This window comes from Mycobacterium sp. (assembly GCF_035633495.1).
Lineage (GTDB): Bacteria > Actinomycetota > Actinomycetes > Mycobacteriales > Mycobacteriaceae > Mycobacterium.
Genome location: NZ_DASQEU010000059.1, coordinates 39,398 through 51,325, shown reverse-complemented (window position 1 = coordinate 51,325; position 11,928 = coordinate 39,398). Strand labels below are relative to the sequence as shown.

The window sequence follows — 11,928 nt, the reverse complement described above, 5'->3', positions numbered from 1 at the left end:
AACAGCGCCACATACAGCAACAGCCCTGCCGCGACGCTCATCAGTTCGCCCGGCCGTCGATGATGCGGCGGAGCGCGGCCTGCACCTGGGCGGACTCGTCGTCATTCATCTGATCGAGGAAGAACGTCAGAACCAAGTCGGTGCCCCCGCGGCGGACGCATTGGCACAACTCAACGAATTTTCGCGACGGGCTGAACAGACCACCGAAGCCATGCATTCGGCACAGCTCAGCCTCACCGACGGCTACGGGCAGCGAAGCATTTAGGTCTGACTCGCATTGGCGCAGCGGTCTGGGAGACGAGGCGTGGCTCGACGAGTTCTGGCTAAAGGCACTCGAGTGCGGTCTGACGCCGCGGCTCATCACGCTGGTACCGCGAAGTCGTTTGGACGCCCGGTACGCGTACTGCGCCTTGACGAAGCCGTAGCGATCGACGCTGCGCCGAACCGCGCTCGCACGAGTGGCGGTGACGCGTCGTTGGGGCGGGGACTGTCAGATGCTTGCGTTGCCTGCCTGCCACTGCTCCCACGGGATGTTCCAGTCGCCCAAACCGTCAGTACCCGGCAGCGTCGAGCCGACGGTGTTGATCACCTCGACGACGTCGCCTCGCTTGGTGTTGTCGTGGAACCATTGCGCGTTGCTCGTGCTCACGTTCAGGCAGCCATGGCTGACATTGTTTCGGCCCTGGCTGCTCACCGACCAGGGCGCCGCGTGTACGTAGATGCCGCTGTAGGACATCTGGGTGGCCCATTCCACCTCGAGACGGTAGCCCTCAGGCGAGTTCACCGGCACACCGTATGTCGACGAGTCCATGACCAGGTCTCGGTAGCGGTCACCGATGAGGTAGGTGCCGTTGTTCGTCGGGGAGCTGTTCTTTCCCATGGAGACCGGCATGGTCTTGACCACTTCGCCGTTGACCCGGACGGTCAGTGTCTTGGTGTTGTCATCGACGGTGGTGATCACCTCATCGCCGATGGTGAACCGCGTCGTGACGTCGTCCTGGCCGAACAGGCCGTCGCCCAAATCGACGCCGTAGGTGTTTACGGCGACGTCGATGGTCGTGCCGGGCTTCCAGTAACCCATTGGGCGCCAACGGACTTCGCGGTTACTCAGCCAGTAGAACGCTCCTTCGACGGGCGGATTGGTGATGACGGTAGTCGCCTTCTCGGCTGCCAAACGGTTGGGGATGTCTTCGTCGAACCGGATTGCGATGGGCTGGCCGATGCCCACGACCTCGCCGTCATTCGGCAGTACGTAGGGCATCGTCAGGTCTTCCGGCGACCGGGTTTGAAACGTCATGGTGTTGCGTGCGATGCCGCCCAAACCGAGCGCCTCGGCGTTGAGCGTGTAGCGCTTGTTGTAGCCAAGCGGTTCAGTCGTCGCCCAGGTCAGGCTGTCGGGGCTGAGCCGACCCGCCACGGGGTTGCCGTCCGCATTGACGAGGCTTACCGCGCCGAGCACCCCGTCACCCGCACTCACCGAGACCGGCGAGTCCACCTCGACGCCGACCGCGCCGTCGGCCGCTGAAACCTCCAGTTTCGGCACCAATAGGTTCGAGTACGGGTCCCCTTTTTCGAGGATCACCTGCAGTGGCGGTGGGGTGGTGTCGCTGCTGCCGCACGCACTGAGCGCCAGTGCTACCACCGATAGTGCTGCTACCGCATTCAGCCAGAAGTGATGTCCAGGCCGACCGATCACCGAACGGATCTGCCGCATGCTTTGCTCTCCTTTTCCCGCCCTGTATTCGCACCGCCGGGAATGGGTGAACTGTTCCCGCGATGCCCGCCCCATTCTACGGTGTTGGTACGTAGATCCTGTTCTGGATCTTTTCGAGGACACGCGTGCTGAAAAGGCATACCCCATGGGGGTATGGTGACGTAGAGCCGAGCGCCTTCACTTCGACTGGCGGCCGCATCGCGAACAGTCCGATTCAAATCACACGACCGGGAAAGCGGGCGGGGAGCCGCCTTGTCAGCGCGGCTCGAAGCTCGCCCCTCAGAAGCATTCACCTCCAAACAAGGACCCGCAACATGAGCGGGAACATGAACGCCATGGCCGTCAGTGCCACACTGCACTGCCTCACCGGCTGTGCCATCGGCGAGATCGTCGGGCTGATCATCGGCACGGCGCTCGGGTTGAGCAACGTCGCGACCATCGCCGTCGGCCTGGCGTTCCTCTTCGGGTACGCCCTCTCGACGCTGCCGCTGCTCAAGGCCGGTCTGCCACTCGGTACGGCGTTGAGTGTCGTCCTGGCCGCGGACACGCTGTCTATCCTGACGATGGAGATCGTCGACAACGCCGTCATGGCGATCATCCCTGGCGCAATGAATGCTGGCCTCGTCAAACCCCATCTTTTGGATTGGCATGGCCATCTCGCTCCCGTCGCCTTCTTCGCCGCCGTACCCGTCAACCGCTACCTGTTGCAGAAAGGCAAAGGGCACGCGCTCACGCACCAATACCACGGCGGCAGCGGCGAATTGACCGGCGCGCGCCGCTTCATCCCTTCCTTCAGCACCGGAGCACTGATCGCCTTCATTGCAGCTTTCATGCTTGGCGGGCTGGTGGTTTCAATCGCCGACGGACTCGGTCGCCAAAACACCACTAGCGAGCACACCCAAGCACCCACCAGTTCGACAACAACGGCTATGGCTCGATGACACGCTGCAAGACCTGCTTGGCGCGAGCGTCTTCTTGGTACAGTACGTGCTGGATACAGAATGTGATGTATCGTTTCGATCCGTGGAGACATTGACGCATACCGATGCGCTGGCCCGCTTCGGTCTTGCGCTTTCCGACACCACCCGCACGCAGATCCTGTTGCGTCTCAGCAGAGCACCCGGCTATCCCTCCGAGCTGGCCGAGCTGATCGGCGTCTCACGCCAGATGCTGTCCAATCACCTCACCTGCCTGCGCGGCTGTGGGTTGGTGGTCGCGATTCCCGAGGGACGACGTACCCGTTACGAACTCGCCGACCCTCGCATCGGGCACGCCCTTGGCGACCTGATGGGCCTCGTCCTAGCCGTCGACCCGAATTGCTCTTGCATGGGCGCCGACGGTCAGGGATGCGGTTGCCGGTGACGGCCTCCAACCTCGGACTTCCCGCACTGACCGGAGAACGGCGCCAGCTGTTGTCCCGTCGTATCCGGCTATTCGTTGCGGCCACAATCAGCTACAACGTGCTCGAAGCCATCGTCGCGCTCACCGAGGGCACCAGAGTTTCCTCGACCGCGTTGATAGGCTTCGGCCTGGATTCGGTCATCGAGGTGTCCTCCGCGGCCGCGGTGGCCTGGCAGTTCGCCGGCAAAGACCCCGAAGCCCGCGAGAAGATCGCGCTGAAGATAATCGCATTCTCGTTCTTCGGCCTCGCCCTCTACGTCATCATCGACGCGATCCGATCGCTCTTCGGGATCGGGGAGGCCCAGCATTCGATTGTCGGCATCATGCTGGCCGCCGTCAGCCTGGCCGTCATGCCCGTGCTGTCCTGGGCGCAACGCCGTGCCGGTCGTGAACTCGGTTCGCTCTCGGCGGTCGCTGACTCGAAGCAGACTCTGCTCTGCACCTACCTGTCGGCCGTCCTGCTCGTTGGCCTGCTGCTCAACAGCCTCTTCGGCTGGTCCTGGGCGGACCCGATCGCGGCGATGGTGATCGCCGTGATTGCGGTGAAGGAAGGTATCAACGCCTGGAAGGGTGACCCCTGTTGCTCGGCACCGGTCACCACCGCAACCGCTGCAGCCGAGCACAACTGCGACTGCCGCGACGACTAACGCAAGGGACCTGCCATGACGCGCATCACCGAACAGGCCCGCACCGTCTACCGGCAAGAGATGACAGCCGCGGAGGCCGCTGACTCACCAGAAGGGCGGTGGAGTCACCTCGAACGAGCGCACATCGTCTCCCAGCCGCACCCGTGGCTGCACACCTGCAACCACGTCGCGATGCTCGCTTTGGCTCTGCGCCAACACGATCGGCGGGAAGCGCTCGGCCAGGTGCTGCGGATCGTCGTCGCCGCACCCGGATCACTCTCCGGGCGCTACCCAGAAGGCAACACCGGTCGCGTCGCCGCCGGACTCCTGACACCGATGCCCATCCCACCCGACCTAACCGCCGCCCTGACGCGGTGAACTTCGGCGGTGTCTACAGTAGAGGGTGTCACTCCTCACGATCGTGATCACCGCCAGTGTCGTGTGACGGATCCGTTGCGGGAGAATGGGCTTCGACAGGAGTCGGCGCGTTGGACGGGCGGGATCGCTCGGTAGCCGGCGGACTGGCCGGCTCTGGATGATCGTGGTGGCCGTCTTCACTTCCGATGTTCGGCCCGTGGTGTTCGGCTTCTGCGGCAACCGGCGCATGGTGGCCGTGCTGCAGACCGGAAGCGACTCCCACCGTTGCCGCGGCAGCGATCACGGTGCCGATGCCGAGGAGCACCATCGCGTTTGCAAAGGCTGGTATCGGTTCTGCTTGGCGGCCTCGATGCCACACCCAGCCGGCTCCCATCACGACGTAGACCTCGAGCAGCAGTACGCAGAGGTCGGCGGCTCGTACCAACTCGGGTTCTCCGGCGTGAGGGCCGAACGGCGCTCCCGTGGTCCGAGACAGCGCCCAGAGCGCGACGGCAGCTACATTGCCCGCGATCCCCGCGGCGAGCACCGTCGTACTCGGCCTAACCAGCACCGCTCGCGCCCAAATCAATTGGCACAGTGCGACTGCGACGAAGAACAGCCCTGACGGCATCCACCCTTGCCAGTGCGTCGGTACGACGGCGAAGTGGATAACCGCTGCGCCTAGTGAAGCGATCGCCGCGAGACGAGCAGCCAGCCGGCTGTCGGTCTTCGCCTCTGCTTTCGGTGCCACCGTCCGATGATGACATGGTCCGCGCAACTACTGACCAAGTGACACTGCATCTCAATCTCACCGAGACTCTGCCGTCACCCTCTCCGGATGGGGGAGGCGTCCCATGACGGCATGCTTGCGGACTCAGATGCACCGCTGCCAAGGGTGCGGGCGGCCTTGCGCAGTGATCACCGCAATACTCGGCTTATGCAAAACTTCTGCTGAGCAACGCAACTCATGCGGCGTCGACGAATGAGTCGCTGTGTCATGGGCTATGCCGCCGAGCGAGCCGAACGATTCGCCCCAGGACCGCGGTGTCTAATCGAGCTGCCCCGTATGCACATGCAACCTGAGTCGGTCGACGAGGTGCTGCGGTCCTACACACGGCTGGGCTTCCGCCGACGGCTGGATCCGCTGATGTCTGACCGCTCGGTGTCGCGCCCGCCGTCCGGATCACGTGCCGGTTCGGTCTCCTCGCTGGTAACCGTATCGTCGATGCGCAGACGCGCGATCAACACACCAACGGGATCAAGCGGGTTACCGCTTCCCCCAACGGGTCAAAGCCACGCCCACGCAACTTTCGACTGTGCTGTGCCGTCGACAGCGGGTCGTGTCGCCGTGGTTGCCAGATCCGCGCCGGACAACACACCCTCACCGCCGCCGACCCCCTACCCGACGACCTGCGCTAAGCCCTCGCCAAAATCACCACTGGCGCTGGAGCTCTACCACGCCGACGAGCCACCGCCTCCGCTCGACACGGCAGTGGTGTACACGTCGTCGTTTGGCACGAGATCGCCTGCGGTATCGGGTTTTACGACGCGGTACCGCGCTACACCGCCGAAGTGCGGATCACGCCAAAGGTCTTCGGGATCACCAGGCCCGGTACTACCAAGCCCCTCGATGTCGTGATCGACGCGACATTGCAACGGAGTTGAGGTTGCGGGCTCATGAGGCGGCGACGGCGGTCTGGCTGAATGCCACGCCGAACATGTGGCGGTATTTGCGGCTGAACTGCGAGGGACTGGAGTAGCCGATGGAGAACCCGACCGCGGCGACGTCCTGGCCGCCGGAGAGCAGGCGCACGTGGGCGTCTTTGGGGCGCAACTGCTTCTGGTATTGCAGCGGCGTCTTCGAGGTCAGGCGCGGAAGTGCCGATGAAAGGACGACGGGCTCATCGCCGCGATCACGGCGACGTCGGCGACGCGAAGCGGCTGCTCGTAGCGGGCGCGGATCCAGCGGATCGCGCGGGCGAGATGGGCGAGACGGCTGTCGGGGATGCCGATTGGCGGATGGCCGCTGCTTGGGGTCCGGTGAGTAGGCGCCAAAGGATCTCGCGCTCAAGGCCGGGGGCCGAGCGCCGCGACGTCTGCGGGTTGGTCGAGGAGCGCGAGCAGCCGCGCGAGCGCATCCAGCAGCGGCGGCGGGGCGTGGCCGACGCTGAGCGGTGTTCTCGTCGATGACGAGCGATGCCCGATGGACCGGCGCATCGCTGGCGAAACGCCCGCCGACGCCACCAAGGACCGCTGACAGGGTGGAACGAATGCTCGTCGTCGGAAGCCGGTTGATGTCCATCTCCGCACGCTAAGTACGGCGGGGGCGACCACCCGCGATACGCGTCTCCGAGCGTGGCGCAAGATGCGAGAGCGTTGGCGCGATCTGCGAGCGCAACGGCGGCGTCGCTGTCGTAGGTTTTCCTCAAGCGTCCCGCCACCAGGCGGTCAACTATTCGAGGAACACCCATGAGCTGGTCAACGAAGAACATCTCCGATCTGCACGGCAAGGTCGCCGTGGTCACCGGAGCCAATGGCGGACTCGGGCTCGCCTCCGCCAAGGCCCTCGCCGGTAGCGGCGCGCACGTGGTGATCGCGGCCCGCAACCAGGCCAAGGCGGCCGACGCTCGTGCCGAGATCCTCGCCGCACACCCGGGCGCATCGCTGGAGATCGTGGAACTCGACCTCGGTTCGCTCGCCTCCGTCGCCGCCGCTGCCAAGGAGATCGCCGCCAAGCACGACCGCATCGACATCCTCATGTGCAACGCCGGCGTGATGGCCCTGCCGCAGGGGACTACCGAGGACGGCTTCGACACCCAGATGGGCATCAACGTGCTGGGCCACTGGGCGCTGATCTCCCACCTGCTGCCCATCGTCGTCGCCACGCCCGGTGCGCGGGTGGTGACCCTGTCGAGCACCGCCCAGCACTCAGGTCGCGCCATCGACCCCGCCGACCCGCACATGCACGAGAACTTCGACGAGTGGCGCATGTACGGCCAGACCAAGTTGGCCATGCGTCACCTCGCCGTCGGCCTCCAAGCGCAGTTCGACCGGGCCGGAGTCGATGCCAAGGCGCTGTCCGCTCAGCCGGGGCTGACGAACTCCGATCTGCAGACCACGACCCAGGCCCACGGCAGCGCCGGTGTGCTCGGCACCATCTCCGAGAAGTTGGTCAAGGTGGTGGGCATGTCGACCGATCGTGGTGCGCTGAGTCAGCTGCGGGCGGCCGTCGATCCGAAGGCTCCCGGCGGCGGGTTCTACGGTCCGCTGTTCGTGACCAACGGTCCGCCGGTCCGCAAGCCCCTGGTCCGGCCGGGCAGCGCAGGCGCCGTCGAGGCGTTGTGGCAGGTCGCCGAAGAGGAGACCGGCCTGCGGGTCGACGTCGGTGCCGCCGCCAGGCCATGAGCACTTTGGTTGCGCCGTTTCGGCTTTCGCTCCCGTTCGTGCGGGTGCTACTCGCCGACCTCGGCGTGCGGGCTGCCGACCTCCTTGACGCGGCAGGTCTGCCGGGGGATCTGCTCAACGGCGAGGAGGCGGTGCTGTCTGCGCCGCAGTACTACACCTTGTTCGGCGCGTTGGACCAGCTCGTCGGCGATCGTGACCTTGCGATCACGATCGCGGACAAGCTGAGCCCCGAGGTGTTCGACCCGCCGATCTTCGCGGCGATGTGCAGCCCCAACCTGCTGGTTGCGGCAGAACGGATCGCCGTCCACAAACGGTTGCTTGGCCCGTTGCGCTTGCACGTGGAACTCGACATCGACGGCGTCAACCTCGAGATCGCTTGGCCCGCAGGGGATTCCCCACCCCCCGTCCTGCCAGTCGTCGAGGCCGCGTTCTGGGTCGCGCTGGCCCGGCTCGGGACCCGCACCCCCGTCGCTCCCCAGCGGGTCGTCGTACCGCAGCCACCGAGGAACGTCGCCGCGGTCGAGGAATGGCTGCGCGCCCGGGTCGAGCGCGGCGAGACGACGCTCGTCCGCTTCTCTCGGCTCGATGCGACCCGGCCGTTCCTGACGGCGAACGCCGGGATGTGGGACTTCTTCGAACCCGAGTTGCGTCGCCGCCTCGACGACCTCGCCGGCGACGCCACGTTCGGCTCCAAGGTCAGCGCCACACTGGTCGAGCTCTTGGCCGCCGGCGCCGGCACAACCCACGGCGTCGCCCACCACCTCGGCGTCAGCACGCGGACGCTGCAGCGACGCCTCGGCGACGAGGGCGTCACGTTCCAAGAACTCCTGGCCGACGTCCGCGTGGGACTGGCCCGCCACTACCTGACTCAGTCCACGTTGTCCCTGACCGAGATCGCCTTCCTCTTGGGCTATGACGACCCCAACTCCTTTCACCGCGCGTTCAATCGGTGGACCGGTCGCACACCACTCGGCGTCAGGGACACGGCCACCGGATGACCATCATGGTTGGTCCGGCACGAAGTGGGTGTCGGCACCGGGCTTGAACACCACATAGGCGCGTTTCCATGGCGCGTCGTCGATCAGCCGCCACTCGTGCCCGGTGCCGGTGTGGTCGCCGGCAAGCAGGACGTCGCCGGGGCGGATGGTGAACGTCTCGCCGCCGACCGTCGTGAACTCCAGAACGCCGGACAGCGTGATGACGTACTGGGGAATCGGGTCGTTGTGCCAGTCGAACGACGAATGCGGCTCAGTTTCCTTGAACTCCAGCGTTTCTGCGTCCACCAGCTTCCCGCCGGCGATGCTGCCGCGCTCGACATGAGAGTTGCCGTCAGGCCCGGTGTAGAGGCGATAGGCTCGAATCATCGTCATACCCTTTCGTGGTTGATTGCTGATTGACGTGCAAGAATTCCGCGGTTTTAGCGCGAACCCGCCGACACAGCTCGGCGTCGTCGATGAGTGAATGTCCGTAGGACGGAATCATGCTCCTGAGCCGTGCCGCCCTTCCGCCGTTCTTCATCTCATCGGAGAAGCAGCGTTCGATGATTGGTCACCCATCCATCTGGGCGAAGAATCTGCCCAGATGGCTTGTCGCCGAACATCTACCGGCCGGTCCGAACTGCCGCAGGCATAGTGGATCGCTTGTTCCCGGCCAGGCGTGTCCCACATCGTCGAGGCTGATGAGGCGAACGGGACCGTACCGGGTATCGGAGTTGTCGAAGCGCTGCTCGACCACCCCGGGCTCCAGTTCGCGCAGACGATGGGTGTCGCCATCACCTGATCGATTGGCCCACGACTGCATCGTTCGTCGAATGCCCGTCGGCCAGCGGGCACTGTCGCCACGTTCGTATGGATTCACGTCGTCGTGTCTGCCATGGATCGCAAGCACCGCTGCGACAGCAGACGCGGCGGTCGGGGGGAAAAGTGCCCCGGCGACGAGGCCCGCGGACGTCGGAGTCCGGTCGACAGCCAGTACGTGAGAGGCCAGTCGCGCGCCACCGGAGTAGCCGAGTAGGTGGACGGGAAGGTCGGGATGTCGAGCTCGCGTCACCTCCAGAAGGGTCGTGATGAAGCCGACATCGTCGGGCTCGTCCCGAACCACGTCCTCCCCGGGCAACGGCGAACCCGGCACATTCCAACCGAATCCTTCGGGAAAGACCGCGCTGTATTGAAAGGGAATCAGTGCCTGGGGAGTGAGAACCAGCGCACCGCCGCGGGCAAGGTCGTCTGCGTCGACCATCGCATCGTGGGTTTGAGAGGTGAAGCCGCTGCCGTGCAGCGAGACGATCACGCGGCGGCGCGCGGTGGCGCCTGGGTCGAGGGTGAGGACCAGCCGGTCTCTGCCGGCGTGCGGGATCGTCTCCGACGTAGGGGCGGGCGAGAAGTTGGTGTCCAAACTGCGCCTCCCGACGCGTCGGTCGTATTTTATTGAGCTTCTGTGCGGTAGCCCATCATCACAGCCCTGGCGGGCAAGCTCATCGTCTTCACCGAACCCAGCGGCAAACCGTCCGGTACCGCGTTGATCGCGCCAGCACCAGTCGATGACTGGCGCTTATCGCGTCGTGACACTAATTTCCTTGGGGTGATGTCCCAAGCTGCTGGCGCAGTCGCGCGGTGGATCTCCGCCTTCCTGGCGGTTGTCGCCGTCGCCGCCATCGTGTGTTCTGCCGAACCGGCGCAACTCGGACCCGCCCCGGCGGTGCGCCTGGCCGCCGAAGCAAATCCTTTGGCCGGAATGCCCCTCTACGTCAATCCCATGTCAGCGGCCATGCGCGCCGCGGAGAGCGCCAATCCGCCGACTCCCGAGTTGACCGCAATCGCCAACACGCCGCAGGCGTACTGGATGGACCAGTTATCCACTCCCGCCGTGGACGCGAAGTACATCGGCGCGGCACAGGCTGCTGGCGCCATGCCGGTCCTCGCGCTCTATGGAATCCCGCATCGCGACTGCGGGAGCTTCGCCGCGGGAGGGTTCGCGACGGCGGCCGCCTACAGAGGGTGGATCGACGGCATCGCATCCGACCTGGGATCTTCGCCGGCGGCGATCATCCTCGAACCCGATGCGCTCGCCATGGCCGACTGTCTGTCGCCTGACCAGCGCCAGGAACGCTTCGACCTGATGCGCTACGCCGTCGACACGCTGACCCGCAATCCGGCCGCGGCCGTGTACATCGACGCCGGTCACTCGCGCTGGTTGAGCGCCGAGGACATGGCCGCCAGGCTCAACGACGTCGGCGTGGGCAAAGCGCAGGGTTTCAGCCTGAACACCGCAAACTTCTTCACCACCGATGAGGAAATCGGTTACGGCGAGACGATCTCGGGGCTCACGAACGGATCGCACTATGTGATCGACACCTCGCGCAACGGTGCCGGACCCGCGGCCGACGACCCGCTCTACTGGTGCAATCCCAGCGGCCGTGCACTGGGCGCCTCGCCCTCCACGGCCACGGCGAGCCCGAATGCCGACGCCTACCTGTGGGTCAAGCGTCCCGGGGAGTCCGACGGATCGTGCGGCCGCGGGGACCCTGGAGCGGGGCGATTCTCGAACCAGTACGCCATCGACCTCGCCCGCAACGCGGGTCAGTAGGGGGCTTACGCGCCTAGATCCTCCGGCCACTTTCACAAGAGTGACCGGGGTTGGGGGCCGCCCTTCCAGTGTTCGATGCGGTGGTGGTCAGGAGTGAAGCCGTGCTTGACACCCCAGACCAGAGGACGGCTTGGGTTCGGCTGCCGACGTCGATCTTGCGGTAGATCGTTCGGATGTATGACTTACGGTGTTGGGGCTGAGGTAGGTCAGCTTGGCGACGTCGGCGTTGCTCTTGCCCTGAGTGATGAGCGCCAGGATCTCGGACTCTCGATCGCTGAGCCCTTCGCCGCGGCCGGGCCAATCGAGGCCCGGCGCGCTGCGCGCTCGCAACGGCGCATCGCTGACGACCACTTCGCCCGCATGCACAGCCTCCAGTGCGGCGACCAAATCTCGGGCGGGCAGTGTCTTCGACAGGTAGCCGTGTGCCCCGTGCTGCTGGGCGCTTGCGATGAGGTCGGGGTGAAAGTTCCACGTATAGATCACGACTCGATGTGCGCGGGGGTTGGCCACCAACACACTGATCTCGTGGTGATCGGATTCGGGCTGCGCGAACGAGTCGTACAGCACGATGTCCACGGTGTCGTCGACGGGCATGGAGGCGTCTAGTTCTGCGACGACGACGCGGTCGCGGTAGTTGTCGAACATGTTGGCTAAGCCCATCACCACGACGTCGTAGTCGTCGACGAGGGCGACGGTGATGGGACCGTCCTTGGGCGGGGACATGCCTCGAAGGTACCGCCCTAGGGGTGTGTCTGAACCCCCCTAAAGGGTCTTCTATTGGTGTCAGGTCGGGTTACCGACCAGCGAATGTTCATCCGCCAGCGCCCGTCGCGGCGCCCC

The 11,928-nt window shown here is 65.3% G+C and carries 16 protein-coding genes and 1 pseudogene; 8 read left to right on the top strand and 9 right to left on the bottom strand.

Annotated elements, in window-relative coordinates; all coding sequences use genetic code 11:
• Positions 1–145: 145 nt before the first annotated feature.
• Positions 146–241: pseudogene (locus VET27_RS10270) on the top strand (hypothetical protein); the annotation flags it as partial.
• Positions 242–490: 249 nt separating this feature from the next.
• Here VET27_RS10270 and VET27_RS10265 read toward each other — a convergent pair.
• Positions 491–1,714 (bottom strand): Ig-like domain-containing protein, encoded by a 1,224-nt coding sequence (locus VET27_RS10265; RefSeq protein WP_526517666.1) that lies wholly within the window; start codon positions 1,712–1,714, stop codon positions 491–493.
• A gap of 314 nt (positions 1,715–2,028) precedes the next feature.
• Here VET27_RS10265 and VET27_RS10260 point away from each other — a divergent pair, with 314 nt between their 5' ends.
• The 4 genes from VET27_RS10260 to VET27_RS10245 all read left to right on the top strand — a co-directional run bounded on the left by VET27_RS10260 (position 2,029) and on the right by VET27_RS10245 (position 4,119).
• Positions 2,029–2,655: a DUF4396 domain-containing protein gene (locus tag VET27_RS10260; protein WP_526517664.1), complete on the top strand. Its 627-nt coding sequence runs from the start codon at positions 2,029–2,031 to the stop codon at positions 2,653–2,655.
• A gap of 82 nt (positions 2,656–2,737) precedes the next feature.
• A complete protein-coding gene (locus VET27_RS10255) occupies positions 2,738–3,076 on the top strand; it encodes an ArsR/SmtB family transcription factor (RefSeq protein ID WP_526517662.1) in 339 nt (112 codons plus the stop codon).
• The gene (locus VET27_RS10250) at positions 3,061–3,762 is read left to right on the top strand and encodes a cation efflux transmembrane domain-containing protein (protein WP_526517660.1); all 702 of its coding nucleotides are present in this window, start codon (positions 3,061–3,063) and stop codon (positions 3,760–3,762) included. The genes VET27_RS10255 and VET27_RS10250 overlap by 16 nt, the downstream gene beginning before the upstream one ends.
• A 15-nt stretch (positions 3,763–3,777) precedes the next feature.
• A complete protein-coding gene (locus VET27_RS10245; RefSeq protein WP_526517658.1) occupies positions 3,778–4,119 on the top strand; it encodes a DUF3703 domain-containing protein in 342 nt (113 codons plus the stop codon).
• Positions 4,120–4,147: 28 nt separating this feature from the next.
• Here VET27_RS10245 and VET27_RS10240 read toward each other — a convergent pair whose 3' ends face one another.
• The 4 genes from VET27_RS10240 to VET27_RS10225 form a co-directional block, all read right to left on the bottom strand.
• Positions 4,148–4,849: a hypothetical protein gene (locus VET27_RS10240; RefSeq protein ID WP_526517656.1), complete on the bottom strand. Its 702-nt coding sequence runs from the start codon at positions 4,847–4,849 to the stop codon at positions 4,148–4,150.
• A 924-nt stretch (positions 4,850–5,773) separates the two neighbouring features.
• Positions 5,774–5,932: a helix-turn-helix domain-containing protein gene (locus VET27_RS10235; RefSeq protein ID WP_526517654.1), complete on the bottom strand. Its 159-nt coding sequence runs from the start codon at positions 5,930–5,932 to the stop codon at positions 5,774–5,776.
• A 32-nt stretch (positions 5,933–5,964) separates the two neighbouring features.
• Positions 5,965–6,153, bottom strand: coding sequence for a hypothetical protein (locus VET27_RS10230; RefSeq protein WP_526517652.1), 189 nt, complete (start codon positions 6,151–6,153; stop codon positions 5,965–5,967).
• A 12-nt stretch (positions 6,154–6,165) separates the two neighbouring features.
• Positions 6,166–6,315, bottom strand: a complete 150-nt coding sequence (locus VET27_RS10225) for an AraC family transcriptional regulator N-terminal domain-containing protein (RefSeq protein WP_526517650.1) — start codon at positions 6,313–6,315, stop codon at positions 6,166–6,168.
• 252 nt (positions 6,316–6,567) lie between these two features.
• On the opposite strand from VET27_RS10225, the gene VET27_RS10220 reads away from it, so the two are divergent.
• Complete coding sequence (locus VET27_RS10220) at positions 6,568–7,503, top strand: SDR family NAD(P)-dependent oxidoreductase (RefSeq protein WP_526517648.1); 936 nt, start codon at positions 6,568–6,570, stop codon at positions 7,501–7,503.
• Positions 7,500–8,501, top strand: a complete 1,002-nt coding sequence (locus VET27_RS10215; protein WP_526517646.1) for a helix-turn-helix transcriptional regulator — start codon at positions 7,500–7,502, stop codon at positions 8,499–8,501. Before VET27_RS10220 ends, VET27_RS10215 begins: the two co-directional genes overlap by 4 nt.
• Positions 8,502–8,504: 3 nt before the next feature.
• Here the strand turns inward: VET27_RS10215 and VET27_RS10210 are convergent, their stop codons facing one another.
• The 3 genes from VET27_RS10210 to VET27_RS10200 are packed head-to-tail and all read right to left on the bottom strand — an operon-like array spanning position 8,505 to position 9,897.
• Positions 8,505–8,873 carry a cupin domain-containing protein gene (locus VET27_RS10210; protein ID WP_526517644.1) on the bottom strand — a complete coding sequence of 123 codons (369 nt, stop codon included), beginning with the start codon at positions 8,871–8,873 and terminating at the stop codon, positions 8,505–8,507.
• Entirely contained in the window at positions 8,833–9,045 is a 213-nt protein-coding gene (locus VET27_RS10205; RefSeq protein ID WP_526517672.1) for a malate:quinone oxidoreductase, read from the bottom strand. Before VET27_RS10205 ends, VET27_RS10210 begins: the two co-directional genes overlap by 41 nt.
• 6 nt (positions 9,046–9,051) lie before the next feature.
• Positions 9,052–9,897, bottom strand: a complete 846-nt coding sequence (locus VET27_RS10200) for an alpha/beta hydrolase family protein (RefSeq protein ID WP_526517642.1) — start codon at positions 9,895–9,897, stop codon at positions 9,052–9,054.
• A gap of 189 nt (positions 9,898–10,086) precedes the next feature.
• Here VET27_RS10200 and VET27_RS10195 point away from each other — a divergent pair, with 189 nt between their 5' ends.
• Positions 10,087–11,088, top strand: a complete 1,002-nt coding sequence (locus VET27_RS10195; RefSeq protein WP_526517640.1) for a glycoside hydrolase family 6 protein — start codon at positions 10,087–10,089, stop codon at positions 11,086–11,088.
• Between the two features lie 87 nt (positions 11,089–11,175).
• On the opposite strand, the gene VET27_RS10190 is transcribed toward VET27_RS10195, so the two are convergent.
• Positions 11,176–11,811, bottom strand: a complete 636-nt coding sequence (locus VET27_RS10190) for a response regulator transcription factor (protein ID WP_526517638.1) — start codon at positions 11,809–11,811, stop codon at positions 11,176–11,178.
• Positions 11,812–11,928 lie beyond the last annotated feature (117 nt).